Source organism: Streptomyces sp. NBC_01478, from assembly GCF_036227225.1.
In the GTDB taxonomy this organism is placed as follows: domain Bacteria; phylum Actinomycetota; class Actinomycetes; order Streptomycetales; family Streptomycetaceae; genus Streptomyces.
On the sequence record NZ_CP109444.1, the window covers coordinates 9,809,746 to 9,836,162 of the forward strand.

Sequence of the window (26,417 nt, forward strand, 5' to 3'; positions counted from 1 at the left end):
TGACCACCTGACCAGTGAAGCCCACTGGACAGCTCACCTGTCGATGTGGGGATGAAGGTGGCATAGACCAATGCGGGCGTCAACCCCCTTTGCCGCAAGGTGACTTGGCGTGCCGGTCGATCCGGATGGGAAGGATCATCGCCCGGAGGTGGTTACACTGCGCGGGTCAACAGGGCGATGGCGGGCTACCGTTGGTCAACTGGTCAAGTGGCCGACCAGGGACTCCGCGCAGGGGGAAATACGACATGAAGGCCGACGCGCCAGGTGCGGTGCTCAAACGGGAGCGGGTCCGGGACTTCATCCTCGACCTCGTCGAGTCGCACCACCCGGGGGACGCGATCCCCTCCGAGCGCGTCCTCTGCGCCCAACTGGGCGTCTCCCGCCCGACCTTGCGCGCGGCGGTCGACGAACTCGTCGCCGCGGGGCTGCTGGTGCGGGAACACGGGCGCGGCATGTTCGTGGCGCCCGAGAAGATCACCCAGGAACTCGTCTCCGGCGAACAGACCATGACGGCCCCTCAGGCCTCCGGCACCTGGTCGAGTCGCCTGCTGGAGTTCACCACCATCCCGGCCGGCGCCCGCGTGGGCCGCAGGCTGCGCCTCTCGCCCGCCGCCGAGATCGTGTACGTGGCACGGCTGCGCCTGGTCGACGGCGCCCCGATGGCCATCGAGCACCTGCACATCCGGGCCGACCTCGTCCCCACGCTGTCCGCACGGGAGTTGGAGGCCGGCGACCTGTACGAACACCTCCGGGAACAGCACGGCGTGCACGTCCAGGAGGCGGTCCAGGCGATCGAGCCGACCGTCGTCACCCGCGCCGAGGCCGAACTCCTCGACGTTCCCGAACTCTCCCCGGCCCTGCTCTTCGAGCGCCTCACCTCGGACACCACGGGCCGGCCCGTCGAATACGTCCACTCGATCTACCGCGGGGACCGCTACCGCATCGTCTCCCGCCTCACCCTGGGCCCCTCGGTCACGGCCCCGTCGACCCCTCTCGGCCACCATCCGGGCATCCCCCCGGGCGACTTCGCCCACCGGGACACGATCGCGGCGTCCACGCGGGGGGACATTCAGTCGGCGTCGTGAGCCGTGTCCCGCGCGCGGGTGACGGAGTCGTAGAAGGTCTTCGGATCGTCGGCGTGCAACCGGATCACCCGTACGAGGCGCGGGGTGCCGAGGAACGTCGGCGCGTCGACCGGTTCGGCCAGTTCGAGGGTGAGGGAGGTCTGCGAGCCGACGGGCAGGTTCAGCTCGCCGTCCTTCTTCTCGTGGGTGTACCGCGTCTCGCGCCGGACGGCGGCGATCCGGGCGACGGGAACATGGAGGTCGACATGGGCCGCCTGCCGGACGCGCAGGACGCCCCCGGCCAGGACGTGCGGCCGGGTGACGGCGGCGGCGTGCATACCGAGGACGAACAGCACGGTGTAGACGTCGACGACCAGAAGCACGGCGTGGACGACGGGCCAGCGGGCGAGCAGGAACGACAGCGCGACCGTCTCGGCCACGCACACGAACGTCAGGCCGTACATCATGGCGGCCTGGTCGCGGGCGTGCGGGAAGACCGCGTCGGCCCCGCCGACACCATGCGGACGGCGGGCCGCCCACCGGACCAGGCTCGTCAGGATCCGCGCCTCGTGCGCCACGTACCGGGCCAGGCGCTCGGGCACGAGCCGCGCGAGCGCCTCGCGCCGGGACAGTCCGAGCCGCCGTAGCCGCAGCCAGACGTACGCCTCGGCGCCGAGGAGCAGCAACAGGAGCAGCTTGGCGGCGAGCAGCACGGTGTCGGGCACCGGAATCCCGCTGAACAGGCAGCAGGCCAGCGCGAGTTGGGCGGGCACCGCGACGGCGCGCAGCTTCCGCTGGACCGGTCCTCGCACGGGGGCTTCGGGCAGGGGTGCCCGGATCTCCGGCGTTGTCATGACGGTGAATCCGGTCGGCGCCGCACGAGTTCGATCGCACGGAGCACCGCCGCCGACTGGGCCGGTGCCAGGTCCGCGAAGATGACGTCGGTCAGACCGCCGTCGGGCCTGTCGGGGAGACCCGCGATCAGATCGGCGGGCAGCAGGGCCGCCAGGGCGGTGGCGGCACGGGTCACCCCGGGGTCGTCCGGCTCCTTGTCGGCCAGGGCGTCCAGCAGGCCGTACATCTCGGCGGCGTGCTCCTGCATCCCCCGCAGCGTGTCCATCAGCCGGACCCGCTCCGCCTCGGGCGCCACGGTGTCGAGGAGGGCCAGGATCTCCCGGTCCTTCGCAGCCATGGGGGAGTCCGGCAGCTCGCCGAGGCCCGCCAGCAGCGCGGTGAGCTGTGGCGACAGCGGCGCGTCGGCGGTCAGCCGCCCGGCCCGGGCCTCCGCAAGCAGTGTGGCGAGCCGTTGGCGTCGCTCCCGGACGACCGCCTCCTGCCGTCCGAGGTCCTCGTCCAACTCCTGCAGTACTTCCACCAGTTCGCGGCCCTCGTCGTCCGCGAGGACGTCACGCACCTCGTCGAGACCGAGGCCCAGCTCGGTCAGCCGACGGACGCGGGCCAGCAGGACGGCGTCCCGGATGCCGTACTCGCGGTAGCCGTTGCTCCGCCGTACGGGTTCGGGCAGCAGCCCGAGATGGTGGTAGTGCCGCACGGCCCGCGGGGTGACCCCGACGAGGGCGGCGATCTCGCCGATTCGCATGACTTCAGTAGAAACCCTGACGTCGCGGCAAGGTCAAGGCGACTCGTGAGCTGCTTGACCTTGCCGCGGCGTCAGGGTCTGTACTCATGCGCAACCGGCCCGGAGCGATCACCGAGCTCACGGCGCCACCGTGGAAAGGACACCGACATGACCACCACCGAGAGGAACATGGACCTGCTGCGCACGGCGTACCGGTCGCTGGAGAAAGGTGAACTCGACGCGTGCGTAGGGATGTTGACGGAGGACTTCCTCGCCAACGTTCCCGGCCTGCCCGACCCGCTGCACGGCCGCGAGGTCTGGCGGCAGGGTGCGCGGGCCATGCTGGACGCCTTCCCCGATCTGAGGGTCGACGTCCAGGACATGTTCGCCGTAGGTGACAAGGTGACGGCGCTGGTCTCGTTCCACGGCACGCACCAGGGCGCGTTCCAGCAGTTCGAGGCGACGGGCCGGCAGGTCGCCTACCGGAGCATCGAGGTCTACCGCTTCGAGGGCGACCGGATCGCCGAGGAGTGGGTCGCCCCGGACATGATCGGCCTCATGGGGCAGATCGCGCCCGCCCCCGCCGATCACTGACCCGGTCGGTTCTCACCGACCACTGACCCGCCCGGCTCTCACCGGCCACCGACCCGCTCCGTGCCTACGGCCACTGTCCGAGCCGCGTCTACGGCTACCGACTCGTCCCTCGCCTACAGCTCCCCGGGCCGCCCGTAACGGTAGAAGAACGGGCCGCCGATCTGGCCCGCCAGCGCGCGGGTCAGGCCCGAGCTGTCCTCCAGGAGGCGGGCGCCCGGGTCGAGGTCGCCGACGTAGAGCGGGTCGAAACCGGCGTCGCTGATGAGCTGAGCGGTGAGGCCCTTCGCGGCCGGCTCGGCGGCGTAGAGGTTGCTCGGGGGCACCCGCTGGGTGCCGATCTGGTCGTACGCGGCGGCGAAGACCGTGTTGAACGACTTCGCGGTCGGGCCGCCGACGATCGACTTGACCTGGTGGGCGAGGGAGGGGAAGGCGTCGTCGCGTGCCGAGTAGAGGTTGGTCGCGTCGATGGTGACCTGGCCGTTGAGGCCGGTGATGCCCTGGAGCGCCTCGGCGATCCGGTCGCCGGGGACGGCCACGACCACCACATCGGCGTCCGAGGCGTCACCGCCGTCCCGGCCCAGCGTCCTGACCTCGTGCCCGGCCTTCTCCCACAGGCGGGCCAGGCCGCCGCCGACGTGTCCTCGTCCGATCACCGTGATGTTCATGTCGGCCCTCCGGGCTGCCTGGAGTTTCATTGACGTGTCAACAGAACACCAGGGATGTTGTCGTGTCAACCAATGCCGTCGGGGCGGGGCGGATCTCAGATGGCCTGCGCGGTCGGCAGGATGGTGATCTCGGTGAGGTTGACGTGGCGCGGTACGGCGGCCATGAAGGCGACGGTCTCGGCGATGTCGGCGCTCTGGAGGACGTCGATGTCGTTGATGAGGTCGGCCATCAGTTTGGACGCGTCGACATCCGTGACGTGGTCGGGGAGTTCGGTGTCGACCATGCCGGGCTCGATGGTGGCCGCGCGGACCATCTTCGGGCCGAGCTCGACCCGCAGCAGCCGGGTGAGGTGGCTGATGTACGCCTTGGTGCCCGAGTAGATCGAGAACTTCGCCAGGATGCGGGTGGCCGCGATCGACGAGGTGTTGATCAGGTCGGCCGGCCTGCCCGCGGCGGCGGACTCCGTCAGGTGGGGGAAGAGCGCGGCGATCACGTTCATCAGCCCGCTGATGTTGAGGTCGATCTGGCGCTGCCAGTCGTCGACCTTCAACTCCTCGATACCGGAGACGAGTTGGACACCGGCGTTGTTGAACACCAGGTCGGCCTTGCCGAAGTGCTCGGCGACCTGATCGGCGGCGGCCCGGACGGCGGCACGGTCCGTGACGTCGACGGCCAGGGCGAGCGCGGTGCCGCCGGCGGCCTCGATGTTCTTGACCACGCCGTCCAGCCGCTCCTTGCGGCGGGCCAACACGACGACGGTGGCGCCGAGTTCGGCGAGCCGTTCGGCGGTGACGGCACCCATGCCGCTGGACGCGCCGGAGACGACGGCGACCCGGCCGGACAGCGGGGTTCCGGTGAGCGGAGCGGAAGCAGACATCACGAGTCCTCGATCTCCGGGTGGAAAAGACTCCGGGGAAGGGAGTTTGACGATGTGTCAGGCGGCGGTCAGGCGACGTCGTCGTGCGCGGTGGCCGCGGACTTCTCGCGCCACGGGGCCAGGTCGTCCTGCACCTGCCGGTACTTGACCTCCAGCCGCTCCAGCGTGTCGCGGCCGAGGTAGAGGTGCGTGGGCAGTTGCTCGGTGCCGGTGACCTCGACGACGAGCGCGGCGCCCAGGACGGGGTCGCCGAGCTGCGCGTGGTTGGCCCGGTCGATCCAGTCGAGCGTCACGTGCGCGGGGGTGTCGTCGTAGTCGGCGATACGGTTCGCGGCGACCGAGAGCGAGCTGGAGTCGAGGAAGTCGGTGCGGAAGACGCCCGGTTCGACCACCATCGACTGGATGCCGAACGGCGCCAGCTCGGCGGAGAGCGCCTCGCTGATGCCGGCGACCGCGAACTTCGACGCGGAGTACAGGCTGACACCGGGCTCACCCTCGAAGCCCGAGCGGGAACCGATGTGCACGAGCTTGCCCGAGCCCTGCCGGCGCATGACGGGCAGCACGGCCCGGGTGACGTTGATCAGGCCGAAGACGTTCAGGTCGAACAGCGACCGGGCCTCCGCGTCGGTGATCTCCTCCAGTGCGCCGAGCAGCCCGCGGCCGGCGTTGTTCACCAGGACGTCGATACCGCCGAACCGCTCCACCGCGGCCTCGACCGCCCGCGGAATGCTGTCGTCGTCCGTGACGTCCAGGGCGACCGCGAACACGTTCTCGGACTTCTTCAGGTCGTCGGGCACCCGCTCCGGATTCCGTACGGCGACCACGACATTGTTACCGTCCGCCAGCGCGGCCCGGGCGATTTCCGCGCCGATTCCGCGGGAGGCGCCGGTGGCAAACCACGTAGCCATGGAGAGAACCTCTTTCGTCGTTTCCCCCTGGGGGGATTTCTTGTTGACGAGAACGAGTCTGTCCCTGTGCGACGGAGCTGTGAAGGCAGCGGTTTTCCTGGGAGTCCCACACCCAGGAACGGGCGGTGACCGGTAAAGTCGGTGACATGTCAACAAGCTGGTACGGTGAGGCCATGTCCGAACCCCGATGGCTCACCCCCGACCAGGCCGACGTCTGGGCGAAGTACCGGAGGCTGCGCCGCGAGCTGCAACGGGCCCAGGACCAGCAGTTGCAGCGGGATTCCGGACTCTCGGCGGCCGACTACGCGCTTCTCGCGCCCCTGTCGGAATCCGCCGGCGGAGTGCTGCGGGCGCGGGAGCTCGGCGCCGAGGTCGACTGGGAGCGCAGCCGGCTGTCCCATCAGATCAGCCGCATGGAGAAGCGCGGGCTCGTCACGCGCGAGGCCTGCGCCGACGACGCCCGCGGCTCCATGGTGCGGCTCACGGAAAAGGGCCGGGAGGCGATCGAGTCCGCCGCACCCACGCATGTGGACAACGTACGGCGGCTTTTCTTCGACCCGCTCACGGAGGATGAGGTACACCTTTTCGGCGATTTCCTGGACCGAATACTGGGCGCGGTCGAGCGTGATTCCCGATGATTCCGGTGATCCCAGTTGTCCGGCGGGTTTTTCTCGGGCGGGCTTTTACTGGGCGCCCCGCGCCGGATTCTGCTGTTGAGGCACCTCGGGCGCGCAGAGCGAACCCAGCAGCGCCAGAGCGTCCGCCGAGGGTGAGCCCGGCTCCGCCTGCAGAATGACGAGCTGCTGTCCGGGCGCGCTGCGAATGGTGAGGGCCTCGTGCCGCAGCTCCAGGTCACCGACCACGGAATGACGCATCCGCTTGACCTCGTAGGGCGGGACCCGGGTGTACGCGCGGGCCCACAGTGAGCGGAACTCGGCGCTGCGCACGGACAGTTCGCCGACGAGTTCCAGGATGCGGGGATCCTCCGGGGTGCTCGCCGCGGTCTGCTGGAGATCGGCGACCGCGCGGTCCTTCGCCCGCTCGGGGCTCCGGTAGAACGTCTTCGCCGCCGGGTCCAGGAAGAGCATGCGCAGCACGTTGTCGTGCTGGGCGAAGTCGCGGTAGAGGGCGTCGGCCAGGGCGTTGGCGGCCAGCAGGTCCTGGGCGTGGCCGACGATGAAGGCCGGGGTCCTGGTCCAGTTCTCGATCAGTTGCCGCAGATGCGGGCGCACCCGCTCGACGCGGGCGGGCGACTTCGTACGCCGGGCCGTGGGCCGCGCCAGCAGGAACAGCTCCAGCCGGTCCTCCTCCGCCAGCCGCAGCACCCGGGCCATGGCCTCCAACACCCGTACCGAGGGGCTGAGTTCACGGCCCTGCTCAAGTCTGCTGTAGTAGCCCGGGCTGACCCCGGCGAGGGCCGCGACCTCGTCGCGGCGCAGCCCGGGCACCCGCCGCCGGCCGGAGCCGGCCAGGCCCACATCGGCGGGGCTGACGCGTGCCCGGCGGGAGCGGAGGAACTGACCCAGCCCTTCCACCGGGCCGGGACGCGTGTCGTCGTGCATACCGTCGAGGCTAGGCGGAGAACGCGGGGAGAAGCTCTGCCGACGGTGGGTGCGTTGCACCCAGGATCACGGCTCCTCGGGTGTCGCGCCGGGAGGCGCCGGGGATGCGCGGGCGGCGATTCACTCTGTGTGAAGCGTGGGGAACCTGGTGCGTTCGTGCACGAGCGGCCCTTCTCATCGATCGAAAAGCATCTAGTCTTGCCGCATGAGCAAGGGGACCCCTTTGGGAGATTTCCTCCGGGCCCGCCGCGAGGCCCTGAAGCCCCAGGACGTCGGTCTGCCGGAGTACGGCCGACGCCGGGTGCCGGGACTGCGCAGGGAGGAGGTCGCGCTGCTCGCCGGAGTCAGCTCCGACTACTACATCAGGCTTGAGCAGGGACGCGAGAACAGCCCCTCCCCACAGGTCCTGGAGGCCGTGGCGCAGGCGCTGAAGCTGGACGCGGAGTCCGCCGACCATCTCAACCGCCTCTGCCTGACGCCCTCGCAGCGTCCGCACGACGGGGGCGAGGCCGAAGTGAGCCCGCAGTTGCTGCAGTTGATGGACGGCTGGGAGCACACCCCGGCGTTCGTGCTCGGCCCGGCGCTCGACATCCTCGCGGGCAACTCCCTTGCCACGGCGCTGCACAGCGGATTCGACGCGTTCGACAACCTCGCCCGCAATGTGTTCGTCGACCCGGCCGGGCGCGAGTTCTACCAGGAATGGGAGCGGGCCGCGCATTCCTGTGTCGCCGAACTCCGGGCCGCCTACGGCCACGATCCCGACGCGGCCCGTATCGCCGAGGTGGTCGAGGAACTCTCCGCGCAGAGCGAGGAGTTCGCCGGACTCTGGCGGCTGCACGAGGTCAAAAGCAAGTCCCAGGAAGACAAACACCTCAAGCACCCGGACGTCGGCGACCTGCACATCGCCTTCGCCGCGTTCACCGTCAACGGCGCCCCGCACCAGCAACTCGTCGTCTACCAGGCCGAACCGGCCGGTCCCACCGCCGCCGCCTTCGAGACGCTGCGGGCGACGGCCGCCGAGCCGAAGAAGGCCCGGGCGATCGCGAACACGTAGGACACGTCGACAGCAGCGGCTGCCGCCACGGACGGCGCGCCCGTGAAGCAGTGGGGGAGTGCGTGTCACGCCCCGCGCCTGTTCCACCACCGAAGCGCCTTCGTGGGCCACCGACATCAGGAGACCCGACCATGCCCCGAGCAGTGAAGTTCTCGCGCTACGGCGGCCCGGAGGTGCTGGAGGTCGTCGAGGTGCCGCGACCGAAGGCGGGCCCCGGGGAAGTCCTCGTCCGGGTCGTCGTCGCCGGGGTCAATCCCGGCGAGGCAGGCATCCGGCAGGGCGTCTTCGCGGACATGTGGCCGGCCGTGTTCCCCGAAGGACAGGGCAACGACTTCGCCGGCCTGGTCGCCGAACTCGGCGACGGCGTGGCCGACTTCGCCGTCGGCGACGAGGTCATCGGCTACCTGCCCCGAAGGGCGCAGGCCGACTACGTCGTCTCGCCCGCCGACGTCCTCGCCCCCAAGCCCGCCGACATCGGTTGGGAAGCCGCCGCGCCGCTGTCCGCGGTCGGGGTGACGGCCCGGGCCGCCGTGGACGCCGTGGCGATCGGGTCAGGGGACACCGTCGTGGTGTCCGGCGCGGCCGGCGGGGTCGGCTCCCTCGCCGTGCAACTCGCCCGGCTGCGGGGCGCGCGGGTCATCGGCACCGCGGGACCGCACAACGCCGGCTTCCTGCGCTCGCTCGGTGTCGTCCCCGTCGCCCACGGCCCCGGCCTCGCCGACCGGCTGAAGGCCGCGGCGCCCGACGGGATCGACGCGTTCATCGACACCTTCGGCCAGGGCAACGTCGACATCGCCATCGAGCTGGGCGTCGCCCGCCACGGCGTCCGCAGTCGGGCCCAGGAGGACGTCTTCACCCCTCAACTGGTCGCGGAACTGGCCGAACTGGTCTCCAAGTGGCTGCTCACCGTCCCCGTCGGCGAGGTGTACCCGCTGGAACAGGTCCAGGAGGCCTACCGGCAGGTGCAGCGGCGGCACACGCGCGGGAAGATCGTGCTCAGCCTGGTCCCGCCCGACGAACGCCCCGCACTCGCCGCCGAACTCCGCACCCCTCACTCCTGACCGCACGCCACGGAGGACTCCATGCCCGTACGTCGTATCGGCCTCGTCGTCCACCTGGGACGGGAGACCGCCCGGGACGCGGCGACCGCCGTGCACGCCTGGAGCGAGGCGCACGGTGTCCGCTGCACGGAGATCGACGTGTGGGGCAAGGACCACCACCGCCGTACCGGACGCGAGGAGGCCGAGGCCGCGGGCAACCCCGACCTCGTCGTCACCCTCGGCGGCGACGGCACCTTCCTGCGCGGCGCCCGCATCGCCGTCAAGAGCGGAGCCGACGTCCTCGGCGTCGACCTCGGCAAGGTCGGCTTCCTCACCGAGGTCCCGGCCTGCGACATCGCCGACGCCCTCGACGCCGTGCACGAGGGACGGGCCATCGTCGAGGAGCGCATGACGCTGACCATGCGCGCCTCCCGCCCGCTGGACATCCCCGAGGAGATGGAGGCCCTGCTGCGCTACGGCCGCGGTCCCGCCCTGCCGCCGCCGCAGGTCCGGCCGGAGACCACGGAAGGGGGCGGCTGGGGGTGCGCGCTGGACGTCATCGCGCTCAACGACGTCGTCCTGGAGAAACTCGCCCGCGACCGGCAGGTCGGCGTCGGCGTCTACCTCGCCGGACGACTGCTGGCGACCTACTCCGCCGACGCGCTCGCCGTCGCCACCCCCACCGGCTCCACGGCCTACAGCTTCGCCGCCGGCGGACCCGTCCTCTCGCCGCACATGGACGCCGTCGTCTTCACCCCGATCGCCCCGCACATGACGTTCAACCGCAGCGTGATCGCCGCCCCCGACGAACCCGTCGGCCTGCGCGTCCTGCCCCACTCCGGCCAGGCCATCGTCACCGTCGACGGCCAGCTCCGCGGCGTCCTGGACCCCGGCGACTGGATCGGCGTCTTCCGCGCCCCGCAGCGCGTCCGCCTCGTCCGGCTGCGCCCGACGGATTTCTACGGCCGGCTGCGCGACCGGTTCCGGCTCACGGACGCCCCCGCGAATGCCCAGGACGGACCCTCGGAACCGTTCTTCCGCCCGGACACCCCGGTCCCGGCGGACCTCGCGGGGATGCGCCTGCCGCCGCCCGCCGAGTAGGTCACGAAGGAAGGCGGACGGTGAAGACCGTGCCCGCGCCGACCGTGCTGGTCACCGTCACCGTGCCGCCGTGCGCCTCGGTCAGCCGGCGCACGATGGCGAGGCCCAGACCGCTGCCGCCGGTACGCCGGCTGCGCGACTTCTCCGCGCGCCAGAAACGGTCGAAGACCCGGGGCAGATCCTCGGCGGGGATGCCGGTCCCGGTGTCGGCGACCTCGATCGTGACGTGGTCCGCGGCCTGGTGGGCGCGGAGGGTGACGGTGCCTGCGGGCGGGGTGTGCCGTAGCGCGTTGGAGACCAGGTTGCCGACGACCTGCCGCAGCCGTACCGGATCGCCGGACAGTTCGGGGTCGCCGTCGGTGCGGGTGGTGAGGGTGACGCCCGCGGTCTCGGCGCGGCCGAGGTGGGCGGTGGCGACGTGGTCGAGGAGGTCGCGTACCAGGAGGGGTTCGGGGTGGATGCGCAACTGGCCCGCGTCGGCCTCCGCGAGGTCCTGGAGGTCGTCGACGATGTGCTGGAGCAGCAGCGCCTCTTCGAGCAGGGAGTCCACGAGCGCCTGGTCGGAGGCGGCGATGCCGTCCTGCACGGCTTCGAGCCAGCCGCGGATGGTGCTCAGCGGAGTGCGCAGTTCGTGGGCGACATCGCTGACCATCGCCTTGCGCTGGCCCTCCACGCGTTCGCGGCGCTGGGAGAGGTCGTTGAAGGCGGCGGCGAGGTAGCCGATCTCGTCGTTGGTGGTGACCGGCACCCGCTGGTGTTCCTCCACCGGGCGCCGGGCGGCGTCGGCCAGCGCGCGCAGGGGTCTGACGAGCCGGGTGCCGACGACGACGGTGACGGCCACGGTGACCAGCAGCACCAGCCCGGCGACGCCGGCGATGCGGGTGGTGTTGGCGGAGGTGAAGTGGAAACCGGTGGTGGCCGCACCGGTCGGGGTGGTGACGTACAGCAGCGCGGCCGGTGCCACATAGGGGGAGAGCTGGTCGCGGCGGGCGGTGTCGAGGCAGGTCTGGGCGGGTTGGGCGTTGCCTCTCATCCGGATGACGAAGTCGATGCCGACCTTCACACCGGGCTGCTTCCGGAGCTCCAGGCAGTCGTTGACCATGGTGTTGAGCCGGCTGAGCGGCTTGATCTCGGTCGGGACGGGTGTGGCGAGCTGGTCGAGGCCGCATCCCTGATCCACGAAGGACCCGTCCAGGACGCTGTCCGGGAGCTTGACGGACGGGCGACCGCTCGGCTCCTCGGTGAGGGTGGCGGCACCGGTCGTGGCACGCAGGCAGGAGAAGATCTTGTCCGCCCACACGCGCAGGGTCTTCCGCTCGGCCGCGGTCAGCCGGTACGGGCCGACGGCACGGGGGTCGATCCGGTCCGTCGCGCCGCCGGACAACAGGGCCGGGTCGGTGCGCAGCGGGTCGACGACCGCCGACGCCCTGGTGGGGAGCGCGGCGCTGGTGGCGGACGACGCGGCGATGGTACGGCGGCTCTGGGTGGTCAGGGTGATCTGCCGTCCGGTGCGCTCGGCGAGGCGGCGCAGCGTCGGGGCGACGCCGGTCCAGTCCGGGTGGACGGCGGCGTAGCCGACCAGCGTGCCGTAGATCTCGGTGTCTGACGACAGGAGTTGGCCCTGCTCCTGCTGGATGGCGCTGCTGGTGGTGCGCGCGGCCAGCCAGGCGGTGGCGGCGACCGAACAGACGGCGATCATCACGGAGGTGGCCAGCAGCCGGACCAACAGGCTTCTGTGCAGGGGCACTTTGGCCCGCAGCCGGATTCTGGGCCGCCCCTCGCCGCCCATCTCCGTGTCACCGCGCACGGGTGCCGTCCACGAGCTTGTAGCCGACGCCGTACACGGTCTGCAGATAGGCCGGCCGCCGGGGGACGGCCTCTATCTTCTTGCGCAGGTTGAGGACATGGACATCGATCGTGCGCTCGGTGATGTAGCGGTCGAACCCCCGGGTCAGGGCGAGCAGTTGGCGGCGGGTGAAGACCCGTTCCGGTTCGGCTGCCATCGCCGCGAGGATCTCGAACTCCCCGGGCGTGCACACCACTTGGCCTCCGTCGAGCTCGACGGTACGGCGGACCGGGTCGATGGCGAGCGCGCCGATCCGCAGCACCGGATCGTCCGGCGCCGCCGTCGTGGCCCGGGTCCGCCGCAGCAGGGTGCGGATGCGGGCCATCAACTCCCGTGGGCTGTACGGCTTCGTCATGTAGTCGTCGGCGCCCAGATCGAGGCCGAGCAGGAGATCCTCCTCGGTGCTGCGCGCGGTCAGCATCAGCACGGGCACCTCGCACTCCCGGCGCAGCACCCGGCACACGTCCAGCCCGTCGACCAGGGGCATCATGACGTCGAGGACGAGCAGATCCGGCGGCCGGCGCCGCACCTCGTCGATGGCCGCGCGCCCGTCGTGGACGAGCAGACAGGAGTGGCCCTCGCGGTCCAGGTAGCGGCGGATCACCTCGGCCTGTTTGACGTCGTCCTCGGCCACCAGGACATATGCGTTCACGCGGCTCACCCTAAGGTCGCCGTCGCGACATCAGACAGGAGTCTGACGGTGGCCTGACAGGATCTTCATATCCTCCGGCCACGGTGCCGCCATGTCGAAACCCACTGATCGCAGGCGCTCCGCCGCCCTCGCCGGCGCGGGCGCGGCGGCGGCACTGTGCCTCCTCGTGGCCTGTGGCGGAGGGGGCGGGGGCACCGCGTCCGACGACCACGGCGTCGCCTCGGTCTCCAGCCCGGCAGCGAAGGGAGGGTCGGCGACGCCGAGCGCCGACGACGACTCGGGTCGTCCGCAGTTGCGGCTGGACACCTCGCCGGAGGAGCTGGCACGAGTGACGGGGGTCTATCTCGACTGCCTGCGCGACCACGGTGTCCCCGGCGGGCACAAGCCGGGTTCGAACCAGTGGTTCCCCGGGGGCAGCGCCACCGCGAACGCCGCCGCCTACCGGGCCTGCCTCGTGAAGAAGCCGCTCCAGCCACCGGAGTTGGACCCGGCGAGGAACCCGCACTACCTGGACGACTTCCGCACGTACATCAGGTGCCTGAACGACGGAGGCCTGAAGGTCAAGGGCCTGGCCGACGGCTCCGGCTGGAACTACGACGGCGAGTCCGGCCTGACCCGGGCCCAGCAGGACAGGCTCGACCACGACTGCGAGCTGAAGGCGTACAAGCAGTGACCACGACCGGCGACGACAGCGACGACGCCCGCCCCGGGCGCGGCAGACGCCGTCTGAAGATCGGCGCCGCGGCGCTGGCCGGCGTCACGGCGACCGCCCTCGCCGTCACCGTGTGGCAGGACGGGAACACGAAGCCGGACACGACGGCCACCGCCTCCGCGCGCGTTGCCACCGCGACGGTGACCAGGATCGACCTGTCCAACTCCCAGACCCTGAGCGGCACTCTGGGCTACAGCACGGCGGCGCCGGTCAAGGGCGCGAAGCCCGGACTGGTGACCTGGCTGCCGGCGCCGGGGGCACGGGTCTCGCGGGGCCGGACCCTGTACAAGGTGGACAACGTCCCCGTGCCGGTGTTCTACGGCACCACACCCTTGTACCGCACGCTGAACGCACGGGGCACGACCGGTCCCGACGTCCGGGTGGTCGCGGACAACCTCAAGCGGCTCGGCTACGACATCGGGCTCCAGCCGGCGGCGGGCGCCTGGGTCACGCAGCACCCGGCCCCGGCCACCGAGACCGCCACCACCGACGCGACCGGTACCGGAGGCGCGACCGGAACCGCGGACAAGGCCGACGCCGGCGCCGACGCGGACGCGTCCGGCAGGACGGGAACCGGCACGGCGGCCCCCGCCGCGAGCCCGGCCCCGGCCTCGACCCCCACCGCGTCCTCGGTCGAGGTGAAGGAGGGCGACGGCGTCCTCACCGCCGATCTCATCGCCGCGATCAGGCGCTGGCAGACCCGTGTCGGGATGCCCGCCACCGGAGTGCTGGGCATCGGCGACGTCGTCGTGCGGTCGGGGGAGGTGCGGGTCGGCGCGGTGCAGGCGCAGAGCGGCGACGATGCCACCGGCACGCTGCTGACGGTCGGTTCGACCGTGAAGAAGGTGTCCGTACCGGTGGACGCGACCGAGGTCGGCACCATGGCGCGGGGCAACCGCGTGACGGTGACCCTGCCGGACAACTCGACCGTCACCGGCACCATCGAGGCCGTCGGCGCCACCGCCACCGACACCTCCGAGGGCGACACCGGCAGCGGAGGCGGCCCCGCCCGGCTCACCGTCACCGTCCAGGTCCCCGACACCGGAGCGGTCGCGAGACTCACCTCCGCACCCGTGCAGGTGGCCTTCACCTCGGGGACCCGCAAGGGCGTCCTCGCCGTACCGGTCGGCGCGCTGCTGGCGCTGAGCGAGGGCGGGTACGCCGTCCAGTTGCCCGGCGGCCGGCTGATCGCGGTACGGACCGGGATGTTCGCCAAGGGGCTGGTGGAGGTCACCGGCACCGGCCTCACGGCCGGGACGAAGGTGGTGACCACCTCGTGACGAGCCGACCGGTCCTGGCCGTGATCGACGCGGGCATGGCCTACCCCGGCGGGGTCACCGCCCTCGACGGCGTCTCGCTGGCCATCGAGCAGGGCGAACTCCTCGCCATCGTCGGCCCGTCGGGCTCCGGCAAGTCGACCCTCCTGAACATCATGGGCACCCTGGACCGCCCGACCACCGGCACCGTGGAGATCGACGGCCACGACGTCGCCACCCTCTCCGACCGACGGCTCTCCGCGCTGCGCGGACGCCGACTCGGCTTCGTGTTCCAGCAGTTCCACCTCACCGACGGACTGACCGCCGCCGAGAACGTCGCAACAGGCCTGCTCTACGCCGGAGTTCCGCGCCGGCGACGCGGCCCGCTGGCCCGCGAGGCACTGGCCCGGGTCGGTCTCGCGCGGCGCGCCGGGCATCTGCCCCACCAGCTCTCCGGCGGCGAACGCCAGCGCGTGGCCATCGCCCGCGCGCTGGTCAACCGCCCGGCCCTGGTCCTCGCCGACGAGCCCACCGGCGCGCTGGACACCGCCAACGGCCGTGCCGTACTGGAGCTGTTGACCACCCTGAACGACGAGGGCACCACCATCGCCGTCATCACCCACGACCGCGACATCGCCCTGCGCCTGCCCCGCCGGGTGGAGATCCTCGACGGCCGGCTGGTCGCCGACGTCCGCGGCGGCGGCTTCGGCGAGGACACCCTGGCCATCGACGCGGGCGAACTCGCCGCCGACCTGGCCGACAAGACCCTCGCCCCGCGCAGGGACACCTTCACCGACATCCATGGGGAACACCGGCCATGACCACCGCACCCGACCGGCCCGCCGTACAGGCCGTCGCCGACACCAAGCCCGTACGTCTGGCCCCGCTGGACATCCTGCGGCTGGGCCTGCTCGGCATCCACACCCGCAAGATGCGCGCCGCACTGTCCGCGCTGGGCATCTCCATCGGCATCGCCACGATGATCGTGGTCACCGGGATCCCGGCGTCCAGCCAGAAGGCACTGATGGACCAACTCTCCGCGCTGGGCACCAACATGCTCCAGGTCGTGCCGGTCCCCAACCAGACCCCGCCCGTCGAACTCCCGCCGCGGTCCGTGGACATGGTCCGCCGGATCGGTCCGGTGACGACGGCCAGCGCGGTCGCCAACACCCACGCCGAGGTGTTCCGCAACGACCGTGTCGACGCCGACGACTACGCGGGCCTGACCGTGCTGGCGAGCCGGACCGACCTGCTGAAGGCGATCAACGCCGAGGTCCGGTCCGGGCGTTTCCTCAGTGCGGGCACCGAGCGGTTCCCCACGGCCGTCCTCGGCTCGGTGGCCGCCACCCGCATGGGCGTCGCGCGGATCGTCCCGGGGCAGCCCGCCCCGCAGATCTACATCAAGCAGCGCTGGTTCACGGTCATCGGTGTCCTCGCGCGGACCCCGCTCTCGCCCGACATCGACCGCTCGGTGCTGGTCGGCTGGGACGCGGCACGCACTCAACTGGGCTTCACCGGCCATCCCACCGTCATCTACGTCAAGGCCAGGGAGGACGGCATCGACGCCGTCCGCAACGTCCTCGCGCCGACGGTCTACCCCGAACTCCCCGGCATGGTGCAGGTCAGCCGCCCCTCCGACGCCCTCGCCGCCAAGCGCGCCACCGAGACGACCTTCTCCGCGCTCTTCCTCGGCCTCGCCGGGGTGGCCCTGCTGGTGGGCGGGATCGGCGTGGCCAACACCATGGTCATCTCGGTGCTCGAACGCCGTAAGGAGATCGGTCTACGGCGTGCCCTGGGCGCCAACAGGGGCCAGATCCGCGGCCAGTTCCTCACCGAGTCCGTGGCCCTCTCCTGCCTCGGCGGCCTGGCCGGCACCCTCCTCGGCGTCCTGGCGACCGTGGGCTACGCCGGCTACCAGGGCTGGCCGCCGGTGATCCCGCTGCCCGCGGTGGCCGGCGGATTCGGCGGCGCCGTCCTGATCGGCATGGCCGCCGGTGTCTACCCCTCCATCAGGGCCTCCCGCCTCACCCCGACGGAGGCCCTGGCGACCGGGTGACGGTCCGCCCCCGCACGTACGGACGAGTTTCACATGGGCGCCACCGGACCCTTCCCTGACGTTTGTTGCTCTTGGAACACTCGCACCGCGCGCATTTCGCCATGTTCCGGCCGGCCGCGCGTCAGGATGAGAGGTGCCTCACCCATGTCCGAAGTCAATCGGCGTCGCTTTCTCCAACTCGCGGGTGCCACCACGGCGTTCACGGCCCTGTCGAACAGCATCGAGCGGGCCGCCGCGCTCCCCGCGAACCACCGCTCGGGGAGCATCGAGGACGTCGAGCACATCGTCGTGCTGATGCAGGAGAACCGGTCCTTCGACCACTACTTCGGCTCGCTCAGAGGCGTCCGGGGCTTCGGCGACCCCCACCCGGTCGTGACCCGGCAGGACGGGAAACCGGTCTGGTACCAGTCGGACGGAACGAAGGACATCCTCCCGTTCCGCCCCGAGGCCGACGACCTGGGCCTCCAGTTCATCCAGGACCTCCCGCACGGCTGGAACGACGGGCACGCCGCGTTCGACGGCGGCAAGTACGACAAGTGGGTGCCGTCCAAGGGCTCCACGACGATGGCGTACCTGACGCGTGAGGACATCCCGTTCCACTACGCGCTCGCCGACTCCTTCACCATCTGCGACGCCTACCACTGCTCGTTCATCGGCTCCACCGACCCCAACCGCTACTACCTGTGGACGGGTTACACCGGCAACGACGGCACCGGCGGCGGCCCGGTCCTCGGCAACGACGAGGCCGGCTACAACTGGACGACGTACCCCGAGCGTCTCGAAAAGGCGGGCGTCTCCTGGAAGATCTACCAGGACGTCGGTGACGGCCTCGACGCGAACGGCAGTTGGGGCTGGATCCAGGACGCGTACCGCGGCAACTACGGCGACAACTCGCTCCTGTACTTCAAGCAGTTCCAGAACGCCCAGCCCGGCGACCCGCTCTACGACAAGGCCCGCACCGGCACCGACGCCACCAAGGGCGAGGGCTTCTTCGACCGGTTGAAGGCCGACGTCAAGGGCGGCAACCTGCCGAAGATCTCCTGGATCGTCGCCCCCGAGGCCTTCACCGAGCACCCCAACTGGCCCGCGAACTACGGCGCTTGGTACGTCGCCCAGGTCCTGGACGCGCTGACCTCCGACCCCGAGGTCTGGGCGAAGACGGCCCTGTTCATCACGTACGACGAGAACGACGGCTTCTTCGACCACCTGGTGCCGCCGTTCGCGCCGGGCTCGGCCGCGCAGGGCAAGTCGACCGTCGACGTCGGCCCCGACCTCTTCAAGGGCGACGCCAGTCACCCGGCCGGCCCCTACGGCCTCGGCCAGCGGGTGCCGATGATCGTCGTCTCGCCCTGGAGCAAGGGCGGTTACGTCTGCTCGGAGACCTTCGACCACACCTCGGTCATCCGGTTCATGGAGACCCGCTTCGGTGTCCACGAGCCCAACATCTCGCCCTGGCGGCGCGCGATCTGCGGCGACCTGACCACGGCCTTCGACTTCTCCCACAAGGACGTCAAGAAGGTCCCGCTGCCGGACACCGACGGCTACCGGCCGCCGGACAAGAACCGCCACCCGGACTACGTCCCGACCCCGCCCGCGAACCCGGCGCTGCCCAAGCAGGAGCGCGGACTGCGCCCGGCCCGGCCGCTCAAGTACGCGGCCACGGTGGACGGTTCGGCGGATGCGGCGGCCGGAAAGTTCACGCTGACCTTCGCCTCCGGCACCAAGGCCGGCGCCACCTTCCTGGTCACGTCGGCCAACCGCACGGACGGGCCCTGGAGTTACACCACCGAGGCCGGCAAGTCCGTCTCGGACGCCTGGAACTCGGCGTACTCGAACGGCTCGTACGACCTCACCGTGCACGGCCCGAACGGCTTCCTGCGCGTCTTCAAGGGCCCCGGCAAGACCGCGGGACCCGAGGTCGCCGCCCGCACCTGCGGCGACGACATCGAGCTGACCTTCACCAACAAGGGCTCCGGGACAGCGCAGTTGAAGGTCGCCAACGGCTACGGCGGCCGCAGCCAGACCTTCAAGGTGCGGGCGGGCGCCACCGTGCGGCACACCTTCGACCTCGGCGCGAGCAAGCGGTGGTACGACCTGACGGTCACCTCGGACGGCGACGCGGGCTTCCTGCGGCGATTCGCCGGACATGTCGAGAACGGCCGTCCGGGGGTCAGTGACCCGGCGATCGTCACCGTCTGAGGGGCTTCGTGAAGCCGGTTGTTTTCCGGGGCACTCGCGGTAATGTGCCCCGGTGACCACGCATTCGAACACACCTGCAGGCTGGTACCCGGATCCGCACGGAGCGCCCCAGACCCTCCGGTACTGGGACGGCGCGAAGTGGACCGAGCACACCAACGCGGACCAGCAGGCGCAGCCGCAGGCCGTGCCGCAGCAGCAGGCGGGGCCGGATCCGCGGGCCCAGCGCCAGGTGAAGCAGCAGGTGCAGCAGCAGGCCGGGGTCGCGGGCGGCGGCCCCGGCGGCGGCAGCCTGTTCAGCGAGCCGGTCCTGGTGGTGAACCAGAAGGCCAAGCTGATCGAGCTGACCAACGAGTACAAGGTCATGGACCAGAACGGCAATCTGATCGGCTCGGTCAGCGAGATAGGCCAGAGCACGCTGAAGAAGGCGCTGCGCTTCGTCTCCAGCCTCGACCAGTTCATGACCCACCGGCTGGAGATCCGGGACGCCTACGGACAGCCGCAGTTGGTGCTGACCCGGCCGGCGAAGATCATGAAGTCCAAGGTGATCGTGTCCCGTCCGGACGGCTCGCCGGTGGGCGAGATCGTCCAGCAGAACATGATCGGGAAGATCAACTTCGGGATGTTCGCGGACGGCCGACAGATCGGCGCGATCAAGGCGGAGAACTGGCGGGCGTGGAACTTCGCGATCGTCGACCACGCGGACAACGAGGTCGCCCGGATCACCAAGACCTGGGAAGGCCTCGCCAAGACGATGTTCACCACCGCGGACAACTACGTCCTGCAGATCCACTACCAACTGCCCGAGCCGCTGCTGAGCCTGGTGGTGGCGACGGCGCTGACCGTCGACACCGCCCTCAAGCAGGACTCGCGGGGTCTCGGCTGACCCCGGTCACAGCGCGGTGAGATGCCCCGGCTCGGACCGTCGGTTCGGCTGCCGGGGCATCAACGCCGGTTCCGGGGAGGCCGATTCGGGCTCCAGCGCCAGCACGGCGGCCACGGGATGATCGTGGTCGCCGTACTCGTGCGGCAGCGGCACCGCGGGGACCACCCGGGTCAGCAGCACCACGCCCCACGACGCGATGCCGGCCCCCGTCAGCGCGAGGAGTATCCCGGCCGCGCCGCCCTGGAGGCGTTCGCCCAGCAGCGCGAGGCCGATCGCGGCGGCGGCCACCGGGTTCGCCAGGGTCACCACCGCGAGCGGGGCGCCGAGGCCGCCCCGGTAGGCGGTCTGCGAGAGCAGCAGCCCGCCCGCCGCGAACAGCGCGACCAGCAGGGCGACTCCGACCACCTGCATGCTCAGCAGCGGGCCCGAACGGTCCGTCGCCGCGACCGTCACGGTCTGCGTGAGCGCGGAGGCGACACCCGAGGCGACACCGGACGCCGAAGCATGCCGTAGACCGGGCTTCGCGCCCCGTCGTGCCAGCAGTCCGATCAGTGCGGACGTCGCGCCCGCGACCGCCAACGCCTGGGGAACGGTGAGGACTTGGTCGGGCTGGGGGCCGGACGCCGTGACCAGCAGGGCCGACAGGCCGAGCAGTGTGAGCGCGGTGCCTCGCCACTCGACCGTGCTGACCCGCCGTCCTGCCACCCGCGCGCCCATCGGCACCGCGGCGACGAGGGTGAGCGCGCCCAGCGGCTGGACGACGGTCAGCGGACCGTACTTGAGGGCGACGACGTGCAGCAGCGCGGCCGCCGCGTTCAGGACGACCGTCCCCCACCAGGACCCGGTGGCGAGCAGCCGCAGCATGCCCGCGTCGGAGTTGCGGGACGCCAGCCGTTCCTGCGCGACGGCGGCGGCCGCGTAGGCGACGGCCGAGAAGAGGGAGAGGACGACGGCGACGAGCGTGGCGTTCATCGGCCCGCTCCGACGAGGACCGGCTGCTTCTCGGGGGCGAGCTCCGGCTGGCCGCGTCCTGCCGTGCTCGCCGTGCGGTGCGGCGGGTGGATCAGCGCGAGGGCGACACCGAGCATGGCGGCGGCGACGATCGCGTCGAGCCAGTAGTGGTTCGCCGTCCCCACGATCACCATCAGGGTGACCAGCGGATGCAGCAGCCACAGCCAGCGCCGGCGCGAGCGGGTCGCGACGATCAGACCGATCGCCACCATCAGCGCCCAGCCGAAGTGCAGCGAGGGCATCGCCGCGAACTGGTTCGAGAGGTGGTCGCTGGTCGGCGGGCCGTAGACCGAGGGGCCGTAGACCTTGGCGGTGTCGACCAGACCCGTCGCGGCCAGCATGCGCGGGGGCGCGAGCGGGAACACGAAGGGCAGCACGAGGGCGGCCGAGGTGACCGTCGCCAGGACCCGGCGGGCCCAGACGTAGTGCGCGGGGCGCCGCAGGTACAGCCAGACCAGGAAGGCCACGGTGGCCGGGAAATGGACGGTCGCGTAGAAGGTGTTCGCGATGTGCACGAGGGTGTCGCTGTGCAGCAGCACCGACTGCACCGAGCCCTCGCCGGGGAGATGCAGGGTCCGTTCCAGGTCCCATACGTGGCGGGCGTTGTGCAGGGCCTCACCGGTATGGCCCGTCGCCAGTTGGCGGCCGAACTTGTAGACGAGGAAGAGTCCTGCGACGAGCAGGAGCTCACGGACGAGCGGGGGCCGCGCTATCGCGCTGGTCCCCGGCTCTGCAGGCTCGGTGCGGGCATTCATCCCCCGGCCCCTTCGCTGACGGTGGTGCGTGTGGTGGTGCTGGCAGGGCTTGTGACCCTTCCGGCGGACCGAACTCATCGGTACGAGTTCGTTCCGATACGCCAGTGTACCGATACGCGCGGGTACCGATACGCCGGAGTACCGGTACACTGGCGTATCGATAGCGAAACGAGACACACGGGAGAGCGGACCTCGAGTCCGCGGGCCGAGCGAGGAGAAGAGCCATGACGTCGCAGGCTGAGGACGGACCGGACACGGTCGCCGCCTCGCGCCGCTCCAAGATCACGCCCGAGCGTGAGCGGGAGTTCTTCGACGCCGTGCTCGAACAGATCAGAGAATGCGGCTACGACTCCGTCAGCATGGAGGGCGTCGCCAGCAGTACGCGGTGCAGCAAGTCCACGCTGTACCGGCAGTGGGGGACCAAGCCCCAGTTCGTCGCCGCCGCGCTGCGTGCCAACCGCCGGGTGCACTTCACCGGCATCGACACGGGATCCCTCGCGGAGGACCTGCGCCAGGCCGCGCGGGCGGCGGGCGCCTGGTCGGCGAAGGACACCAAGCTGGTCTCGGCGCTCGGTCACGCCGTCATCCAGGACAGCGAACTCGCCCAGGCGGTGCGTGAGGCGCTGGTCCATCCCGAGATCGCCGCGCTGGAGGACATCCTGCGCCGCGGCGTGGAACGCGGCGAGATCCCGGCCGACCATCCGGCCCTGCCGTACGTCCCCGCGCAGATCTTCGGCGTCCTGCGGGCGCGTCCCGTCCTGGAGGGCTGCTACGCCGACCCCGACTACCTCGTCAGATTCGTGGAGGCCGCGGTGCTGCCCGCACTCGGTCTCACCTGAGAACCAGGCCGCCGTCCATGGGATGACCGGACGGTGACCTGATCGCGCCGCACCGTGGGGACGGGGGCGGCGCGCACCCCCCGGCCGGGTGGGGTTCCTCTTGAGCGGAGAGGCGCCCCACCCGGCCGACCGGTGTGCGGGGCGGGTTCAGATCTTCTGGCCGTCGCCGCCGCCCGTGGACACCTTGATGCCCGTGGTGATCTCGTCGATGACGGACTGCTTCTGGCCGACGTCGACACCGAAGCGGACCACGACGATCTGGCCGCTGCTCGCGGGCGAGGGGAACGCGAGCGACTCGACATAGCCGTCGGCGCCCTTGCTGGTGACCGCCTTCCAGCGGACCAGGTAACCCTTCTGCCCGGCCACGGTCACGGCCTTGGAGGCCAGCACCTCGTGCGAGGTGATGCTGCCGTACGACGTACCGCCGTAGGACTCCTTCGCGTTGGCGGCGATGTCCGCCTTCGCGACCGCCTCGGCCGTGGTGCCCTTCGTGCCCAGCACGACCGCGGGCGCGGAGTACGCGCCGCCGTTGGTGCAGGTCTGGGAGGTGTTGCCGGGGCACTTGTACGACGTGTTCGACGTGACCTGCGCGCCGATCTGGATGACCTGGCCGTACCAGTCGGACGGCACGGGAAGGCTGATGCCGTCGAGGGAGTCGGTCACGGCGCCGCCGGCCGCGACCTTCGGCTGCGCCGACTCGCTGGGAGCCGGCGTCGCACCGCCCGCGCCGCCGGACCCGCCGAAGGGATCGGTCTGGCCGCCCGTCCCACCGGAACCGCCCGTGCCGCCCTGCCCCTCGGGACCGCCCTGGCCGCCGACGCCGCCCTGTCCGTTCGGCGCCTGCTGGTTGCCGGCCTGGGTGCCGTTCCCACTGCCGTCGCCGGAGAGCGCGTACGCGCCGACACCGATCGCCGTGAGCACCGCCACGGCCACCGCCACGGCTATGCCCGTGCGCAGATTGCGGCGCGGCGCGGCCGGGGGCACGGCGGGATACGCCGGATACGCCCCGCCGTACGGCGGCTCCGTCGGGGGACCCCACTCGGCCCCCGACCCCGCGGGCCGGGTCCGGTCCGTCCATGCCTTGCCGTCCCACCAGCGCTCGGCGGCGGGACCGTCATTCGTCTGCCCGGGATCGGGGTACCACCCGGGGGGAGTCACCTGCGTCATGCCCCTACCGTATGAGGCGTCGGTGAAAGAGGGATGAGAGGATCCGGCCCGAATCGGCGCGACCCCGTCCGTGACGGGCTCCCGCGCTGCCCCTCAGCCCAGAATCAGCCGTACGGGACCGTGCTCGGCGGCCGGTGGCAACCCCGGCCCGCGTCGCCCCGGTGTCACCGACCCGAGCACGCTCGGACGGCGGGCGCCGGTGCTGGCCGGGACCGTGCCCGGGAGGCCGTGAACTGTGAGGAAGCCGAGGACGGCGAAGGCGTAGGCCTCCTTCGCGGGGGACGGGAGGCCGAGTTCGTCGGAGGTGCGGAGGGGGACGCCCGGGAGTTCGGCGGCGAGCAGGGTCATCAGGACCGGGTTGCGGGTGCCGCCGCCCGAGACGACGACCTCCGTCGGGGCCAGCGGCCGGACCGCGTTCGCCACCGTGCGGGCCGTGAGCAGGGTGAGGGTCGCGATGACGTCCTCGGCGGGGAGGGTGCCCAGGCCGGCCAGCGCGTCCCGGAGGTAGCCGAGGTGGAACAGTTCCTTGCCGGTCGTCTTCGGGGCGGGCAGCGCGTAGTACGGCTCGCCCAACAGCCGTTCCAGCAGCGGCTCGTGGACGGTTCCGCGGGCCGCGAGGGCGCCTTCCGCGTCGTAGCCGAGCCGCCCGCCGCTGAAGCCCCGCGCCGCCGCGTCGATCAGCGCGCACGCCGGCCCGGTGTCGAAGGCCGTGCCGTCGGGGGCGGTGAGGTTGGCGATCCCGCCGAGGTTGAGCGCGACCGGCGTGCCCGGACGGCCGCGCAGCCACAGCAGGTCGACCAGGCTGACGAGCGGCGCGCCCTGGCCCCCGGCGGCGATGTCGCGCGGCCGGAAGTCGGCGACCACCGGCAGCCCGGTCGCCTCCGCGATCCAGGCCGGCTGCCCCAGTTGCAGCGTGCCGTGCACCGCGCCGTCCGCCACCCAGTGGTAGACCGTCTGCCCGTGCGAGGCCACCAACTCGGCCCGCCCGTCGCACAGTTCACCGTTCGCCCGGACGGCCGCCGCGGCGAAGGCCTGCCCGATGAGGGTGTCCAGCCGGCACACCTCGGCCAGCGTGGTGGCGGCCGGCGGCAGCGCCGCCGCGAGCGCCTCCCGCAGCTCCTCGTCGTACGGCGCGCTCACCATCCCGAGCGGCTCCAGTACGACACTGTCACCGACGAGGCTCAGCCCGGCCGCCGCCGCGTCGATCGCGTCGTACGACGTCCCCGACATCAGCCCGATCACCCGCATCCGACCAACTCACCTTTCCTCTTCGGTTCTTGACGAGCGCGAGCGCGCTCACCGCGCAGGCCGCCGCCGCGTAGTACGCCGGAACGTCCATGTTCCCGGTCCGCTCGACGCTCTCGGTGATGATGAGCCCGGCACACCCCGAGAACACGGCATTGGACAGGGCGTAGGCGAGTCCCAGACCGGTGTGACGGACGCTCGTCGGGAACATCTCCGAGAGCATCGCCGGGCCCGGCCCCGCCATGAGCCCCACCACGGCACCCGCCCCGCACACCCACGCCCCCTTCACCGCGTTCGAAGTCCCGTTGTCCTGAAGGAGGTTGAGCAGCGGCACGGACAGGGCCACCACCAGCACCGCTCCCGTCAGCATCACCGGCCGGCGTCCCACCCGGTCGCTCAGCAGCCCCGCCGGAAGGATGGTGACCGCGAAGCCGGTGTTGGCCAACACCGTGGCCAGCAAAGCCTGTTGGAAGCTCGCGTCGAGTGTGCTCTGCAGATACGACGGCAGCACCACCAGGAAGGTGTAGCCCGCCGCCGACCACCCCATCACCCGCCCGACGCCCAGCGCGATCGCCGCCCGCACCTCCCGCGCGGGCGGCACCTCCCGTACCGCCCCGCTCACCGTCCCGCTCCGGAACGACGGTGTCTCCTCCAGTCGCAGCCGGAGCCACAGCGCGACCAGCCCCATCGGCAGCGTCAGCACGAACGCCAACCGCCAGCCCCAGTGCGCCAGTTGGCCGGCGTCGAGCACGGTCGCGAGCAGCGCCGCCACCCCCGCCCCGCCCAACAGGCCCAGCGCCACGGTGAACGACTGCCACGCTCCGTACAGCCCGCGCCGTCCCGGCGGCGCGAACTCCGTCAGCAGCGCCACCGCGCCGCCGAACTCCCCACCCGCGGACAGTCCCTGAACGACCCTCAGAAACGTGAGCAGCCAGGGCGCGAGGACGCCGGCCGTCGCATAGGTCGGCAGCACACCGATCAACGTCGTCGCGCCGGTCATCAACGCGATCACCAGGATCAGCACCGGGCGCCGCCCCACCCGGTCCCCGAGCCGGCCGAACAGGGCGGCGCCGACCGGCCGGAAGAAGAACGCCAGCGCGAACGAGGCGTACGTCCGCACCAGCCCCTCGGCCGCGCCGGTGCCCTCCGGGGTGAAGAACTCCGCCGCGATCACCGTCGAGAAGGAGCCGTAGACCCCGAACTCGTACCACTCGATGAAATTGCCCACCGACCCGGCGATCAGCGCCCGTATCGCAGGCCTGTTCGAGACGGGTCGGGATTGATCGGAAAACACCTTCATTTCAGCGCCTCTTGACCGTTCGTCACCTGCGTGAGTCCTGCGGAAAGACCG

General features: G+C 71.4%; 26 protein-coding genes. 13 read left to right on the forward strand and 13 right to left on the reverse strand.

All coding sequences use genetic code 11. The annotated features are described in order from the left end of the window. Positions 1-245: 245 nt before the first annotated feature. The gene (locus OG223_RS43840) at positions 246-1,085 is read left to right on the forward strand and encodes a GntR family transcriptional regulator (RefSeq protein ID WP_329261660.1); all 840 of its coding nucleotides are present in this window, start codon (positions 246-248) and stop codon (positions 1,083-1,085) included. Here OG223_RS43840 and OG223_RS43845 read toward each other — a convergent pair. Both OG223_RS43845 and OG223_RS43850 read right to left on the reverse strand, forming a co-directional pair. Further along, entirely contained in the window at positions 1,070-1,918 is an 849-nt protein-coding gene (locus OG223_RS43845; RefSeq protein WP_329261662.1) for a hypothetical protein, read from the reverse strand. The two genes, OG223_RS43840 and OG223_RS43845, sit on opposite strands and share 16 nt — an antisense overlap. Then, entirely contained in the window at positions 1,915-2,664 is a 750-nt protein-coding gene (locus OG223_RS43850; RefSeq protein WP_329261665.1) for a MerR family transcriptional regulator, read from the reverse strand. The genes OG223_RS43845 and OG223_RS43850 overlap by 4 nt, the downstream gene beginning before the upstream one ends. Before the next feature lie 147 nt (positions 2,665-2,811). On the opposite strand from OG223_RS43850, the gene OG223_RS43855 reads away from it, so the two are divergent. After that, positions 2,812-3,237 (forward strand): ester cyclase, encoded by a 426-nt coding sequence (locus OG223_RS43855; protein WP_329261667.1) that lies wholly within the window; start codon positions 2,812-2,814, stop codon positions 3,235-3,237. A gap of 113 nt (positions 3,238-3,350) precedes the next feature. Here OG223_RS43855 and OG223_RS43860 read toward each other — a convergent pair whose 3' ends face one another. The 3 genes from OG223_RS43860 to OG223_RS43870 form a co-directional block, all read right to left on the reverse strand. Further along, a complete protein-coding gene (locus OG223_RS43860; RefSeq protein ID WP_329261669.1) occupies positions 3,351-3,902 on the reverse strand; it encodes a dinucleotide-binding protein in 552 nt (183 codons plus the stop codon). 95 nt (positions 3,903-3,997) lie between these two features. Then, positions 3,998-4,780 (reverse strand): SDR family oxidoreductase, encoded by a 783-nt coding sequence (locus OG223_RS43865; RefSeq protein WP_329261671.1) that lies wholly within the window; start codon positions 4,778-4,780, stop codon positions 3,998-4,000. A gap of 68 nt (positions 4,781-4,848) precedes the next feature. After that, on the reverse strand, positions 4,849-5,688 hold the full coding sequence (locus OG223_RS43870; RefSeq protein ID WP_329261674.1) for an SDR family NAD(P)-dependent oxidoreductase: 840 nt from the start codon (positions 5,686-5,688) through the stop codon (positions 4,849-4,851). Between the two features lie 173 nt (positions 5,689-5,861). Between OG223_RS43870 and OG223_RS43875 the strand changes: the two genes are divergently transcribed. Then, positions 5,862-6,326 (forward strand): MarR family winged helix-turn-helix transcriptional regulator, encoded by a 465-nt coding sequence (locus tag OG223_RS43875; RefSeq protein WP_329261677.1) that lies wholly within the window; start codon positions 5,862-5,864, stop codon positions 6,324-6,326. Positions 6,327-6,371: 45 nt separating this feature from the next. Here the strand turns inward: OG223_RS43875 and OG223_RS43880 are convergent, their stop codons facing one another. Further along, positions 6,372-7,250 carry a helix-turn-helix transcriptional regulator gene (locus OG223_RS43880; RefSeq protein ID WP_329261679.1) on the reverse strand — a complete coding sequence of 293 codons (879 nt, stop codon included), beginning with the start codon at positions 7,248-7,250 and terminating at the stop codon, positions 6,372-6,374. Positions 7,251-7,455: 205 nt separating this feature from the next. On the opposite strand from OG223_RS43880, the gene OG223_RS43885 reads away from it, so the two are divergent. The 3 genes from OG223_RS43885 to OG223_RS43895 all read left to right on the forward strand — a co-directional run bounded on the left by OG223_RS43885 (position 7,456) and on the right by OG223_RS43895 (position 10,445). Then, positions 7,456-8,304, forward strand: coding sequence for a helix-turn-helix transcriptional regulator (locus OG223_RS43885; RefSeq protein ID WP_329261681.1), 849 nt, complete (start codon positions 7,456-7,458; stop codon positions 8,302-8,304). A 131-nt stretch (positions 8,305-8,435) separates the two neighbouring features. After that, complete coding sequence (locus tag OG223_RS43890; RefSeq protein WP_329261684.1) at positions 8,436-9,365, forward strand: NADP-dependent oxidoreductase; 930 nt, start codon at positions 8,436-8,438, stop codon at positions 9,363-9,365. Positions 9,366-9,386: 21 nt separating this feature from the next. Continuing rightward, positions 9,387-10,445 carry an NAD(+)/NADH kinase gene (locus OG223_RS43895; RefSeq protein WP_329261687.1) on the forward strand — a complete coding sequence of 353 codons (1,059 nt, stop codon included), beginning with the start codon at positions 9,387-9,389 and terminating at the stop codon, positions 10,443-10,445. A gap of 1 nt (position 10,446) precedes the next feature. On the opposite strand, the gene OG223_RS43900 is transcribed toward OG223_RS43895, so the two are convergent. Then, entirely contained in the window at positions 10,447-12,234 is a 1,788-nt protein-coding gene (locus OG223_RS43900) for a sensor histidine kinase (protein ID WP_329265796.1), read from the reverse strand. Positions 12,235-12,241: 7 nt separating this feature from the next. Beyond that, complete coding sequence (locus tag OG223_RS43905; RefSeq protein ID WP_329261691.1) at positions 12,242-12,943, reverse strand: response regulator transcription factor; 702 nt, start codon at positions 12,941-12,943, stop codon at positions 12,242-12,244. A 91-nt stretch (positions 12,944-13,034) separates the two neighbouring features. On the opposite strand from OG223_RS43905, the gene OG223_RS43910 reads away from it, so the two are divergent. From OG223_RS43910 to OG223_RS43935, 6 genes are all read left to right on the forward strand, one after another. Further along, positions 13,035-13,616, forward strand: a complete 582-nt coding sequence (locus tag OG223_RS43910) for a hypothetical protein (protein ID WP_329261694.1) — start codon at positions 13,035-13,037, stop codon at positions 13,614-13,616. Next, the gene (locus tag OG223_RS43915; RefSeq protein ID WP_329261697.1) at positions 13,613-14,935 is read left to right on the forward strand and encodes a hypothetical protein; all 1,323 of its coding nucleotides are present in this window, start codon (positions 13,613-13,615) and stop codon (positions 14,933-14,935) included. Before OG223_RS43910 ends, OG223_RS43915 begins: the two co-directional genes overlap by 4 nt. A gap of 35 nt (positions 14,936-14,970) precedes the next feature. Beyond that, the gene (locus OG223_RS43920; RefSeq protein ID WP_329265798.1) at positions 14,971-15,732 is read left to right on the forward strand and encodes an ABC transporter ATP-binding protein; all 762 of its coding nucleotides are present in this window, start codon (positions 14,971-14,973) and stop codon (positions 15,730-15,732) included. After that, a complete protein-coding gene (locus tag OG223_RS43925) occupies positions 15,729-16,967 on the forward strand; it encodes an ABC transporter permease (protein ID WP_329261700.1) in 1,239 nt (412 codons plus the stop codon). Before OG223_RS43920 ends, OG223_RS43925 begins: the two co-directional genes overlap by 4 nt. 144 nt (positions 16,968-17,111) lie before the next feature. After that, positions 17,112-19,166, forward strand: a complete 2,055-nt coding sequence (locus tag OG223_RS43930; RefSeq protein WP_329261703.1) for a phosphocholine-specific phospholipase C — start codon at positions 17,112-17,114, stop codon at positions 19,164-19,166. A gap of 52 nt (positions 19,167-19,218) precedes the next feature. Beyond that, positions 19,219-20,049 carry a phospholipid scramblase-related protein gene (locus OG223_RS43935; RefSeq protein ID WP_329261706.1) on the forward strand — a complete coding sequence of 277 codons (831 nt, stop codon included), beginning with the start codon at positions 19,219-19,221 and terminating at the stop codon, positions 20,047-20,049. Between the two features lie 6 nt (positions 20,050-20,055). Here OG223_RS43935 and OG223_RS43940 read toward each other — a convergent pair whose 3' ends face one another. Both OG223_RS43940 and OG223_RS43945 read right to left on the reverse strand, forming a co-directional pair. Beyond that, positions 20,056-21,021 carry a hypothetical protein gene (locus tag OG223_RS43940; RefSeq protein ID WP_329261709.1) on the reverse strand — a complete coding sequence of 322 codons (966 nt, stop codon included), beginning with the start codon at positions 21,019-21,021 and terminating at the stop codon, positions 20,056-20,058. Further along, positions 21,018-21,815: a phosphatase PAP2 family protein gene (locus OG223_RS43945; protein ID WP_329261712.1), complete on the reverse strand. Its 798-nt coding sequence runs from the start codon at positions 21,813-21,815 to the stop codon at positions 21,018-21,020. Before OG223_RS43945 ends, OG223_RS43940 begins: the two co-directional genes overlap by 4 nt. Before the next feature lie 224 nt (positions 21,816-22,039). On the opposite strand from OG223_RS43945, the gene OG223_RS43950 reads away from it, so the two are divergent. Next, positions 22,040-22,654, forward strand: coding sequence for a TetR/AcrR family transcriptional regulator (locus tag OG223_RS43950; protein WP_329261715.1), 615 nt, complete (start codon positions 22,040-22,042; stop codon positions 22,652-22,654). 147 nt (positions 22,655-22,801) lie between these two features. Here OG223_RS43950 and OG223_RS43955 read toward each other — a convergent pair whose 3' ends face one another. The 3 genes from OG223_RS43955 to OG223_RS43965 all read right to left on the reverse strand — a co-directional run bounded on the left by OG223_RS43955 (position 22,802) and on the right by OG223_RS43965 (position 26,366). Then, positions 22,802-23,821: a DUF2510 domain-containing protein gene (locus tag OG223_RS43955; protein WP_329261718.1), complete on the reverse strand. Its 1,020-nt coding sequence runs from the start codon at positions 23,819-23,821 to the stop codon at positions 22,802-22,804. Between the two features lie 93 nt (positions 23,822-23,914). Continuing rightward, a complete protein-coding gene (locus OG223_RS43960) occupies positions 23,915-25,069 on the reverse strand; it encodes an anhydro-N-acetylmuramic acid kinase (RefSeq protein WP_329261721.1) in 1,155 nt (384 codons plus the stop codon). Beyond that, positions 24,990-26,366 carry an MFS transporter gene (locus OG223_RS43965; RefSeq protein WP_329261723.1) on the reverse strand — a complete coding sequence of 459 codons (1,377 nt, stop codon included), beginning with the start codon at positions 26,364-26,366 and terminating at the stop codon, positions 24,990-24,992. Before OG223_RS43965 ends, OG223_RS43960 begins: the two co-directional genes overlap by 80 nt. Positions 26,367-26,417: the final 51 nt, after the last annotated feature.

Excerpts from the sequence above, each read along its gene's own strand:
- OG223_RS43840 (WP_329261660.1), top strand. The coding sequence starts at position 246 with ATGAAGGCCGACGCGCCAGGTGCGGTGCTCAAACGGGAGCGGGTCCGG.
- OG223_RS43845 (WP_329261662.1), bottom strand. The coding sequence starts at position 1,918 with ATGACAACGCCGGAGATCCGGGCACCCCTGCCCGAAGCCCCCGTGCGA.
- OG223_RS43850 (WP_329261665.1), bottom strand. The coding sequence starts at position 2,664 with ATGCGAATCGGCGAGATCGCCGCCCTCGTCGGGGTCACCCCGCGGGCC.
- OG223_RS43855 (WP_329261667.1), top strand. The coding sequence starts at position 2,812 with ATGACCACCACCGAGAGGAACATGGACCTGCTGCGCACGGCGTACCGG.
- OG223_RS43860 (WP_329261669.1), bottom strand. The coding sequence starts at position 3,902 with ATGAACATCACGGTGATCGGACGAGGACACGTCGGCGGCGGCCTGGCC.
- OG223_RS43865 (WP_329261671.1), bottom strand. The coding sequence starts at position 4,780 with ATGTCTGCTTCCGCTCCGCTCACCGGAACCCCGCTGTCCGGCCGGGTC.
- OG223_RS43870 (WP_329261674.1), bottom strand. The coding sequence starts at position 5,688 with ATGGCTACGTGGTTTGCCACCGGCGCCTCCCGCGGAATCGGCGCGGAA.
- OG223_RS43875 (WP_329261677.1), top strand. The coding sequence starts at position 5,862 with ATGTCCGAACCCCGATGGCTCACCCCCGACCAGGCCGACGTCTGGGCG.
- OG223_RS43880 (WP_329261679.1), bottom strand. The coding sequence starts at position 7,250 with ATGCACGACGACACGCGTCCCGGCCCGGTGGAAGGGCTGGGTCAGTTC.
- OG223_RS43885 (WP_329261681.1), top strand. The coding sequence starts at position 7,456 with ATGAGCAAGGGGACCCCTTTGGGAGATTTCCTCCGGGCCCGCCGCGAG.
- OG223_RS43890 (WP_329261684.1), top strand. The coding sequence starts at position 8,436 with ATGCCCCGAGCAGTGAAGTTCTCGCGCTACGGCGGCCCGGAGGTGCTG.
- OG223_RS43895 (WP_329261687.1), top strand. The coding sequence starts at position 9,387 with ATGCCCGTACGTCGTATCGGCCTCGTCGTCCACCTGGGACGGGAGACC.
- OG223_RS43900 (WP_329265796.1), bottom strand. The coding sequence starts at position 12,234 with ATGGGCGGCGAGGGGCGGCCCAGAATCCGGCTGCGGGCCAAAGTGCCC.
- OG223_RS43910 (WP_329261694.1), top strand. The coding sequence starts at position 13,035 with ATGTCGAAACCCACTGATCGCAGGCGCTCCGCCGCCCTCGCCGGCGCG.
- OG223_RS43920 (WP_329265798.1), top strand. The coding sequence starts at position 14,971 with ATGGCCTACCCCGGCGGGGTCACCGCCCTCGACGGCGTCTCGCTGGCC.
- OG223_RS43925 (WP_329261700.1), top strand. The coding sequence starts at position 15,729 with ATGACCACCGCACCCGACCGGCCCGCCGTACAGGCCGTCGCCGACACC.
- OG223_RS43930 (WP_329261703.1), top strand. The coding sequence starts at position 17,112 with ATGTCCGAAGTCAATCGGCGTCGCTTTCTCCAACTCGCGGGTGCCACC.
- OG223_RS43940 (WP_329261709.1), bottom strand. The coding sequence starts at position 21,021 with ATGAACGCCACGCTCGTCGCCGTCGTCCTCTCCCTCTTCTCGGCCGTC.
- OG223_RS43945 (WP_329261712.1), bottom strand. The coding sequence starts at position 21,815 with ATGAATGCCCGCACCGAGCCTGCAGAGCCGGGGACCAGCGCGATAGCG.
- OG223_RS43950 (WP_329261715.1), top strand. The coding sequence starts at position 22,040 with ATGACGTCGCAGGCTGAGGACGGACCGGACACGGTCGCCGCCTCGCGC.
- OG223_RS43955 (WP_329261718.1), bottom strand. The coding sequence starts at position 23,821 with ATGACGCAGGTGACTCCCCCCGGGTGGTACCCCGATCCCGGGCAGACG.
- OG223_RS43960 (WP_329261721.1), bottom strand. The coding sequence starts at position 25,069 with ATGCGGGTGATCGGGCTGATGTCGGGGACGTCGTACGACGCGATCGAC.
- OG223_RS43965 (WP_329261723.1), bottom strand. The coding sequence starts at position 26,366 with ATGAAGGTGTTTTCCGATCAATCCCGACCCGTCTCGAACAGGCCTGCG.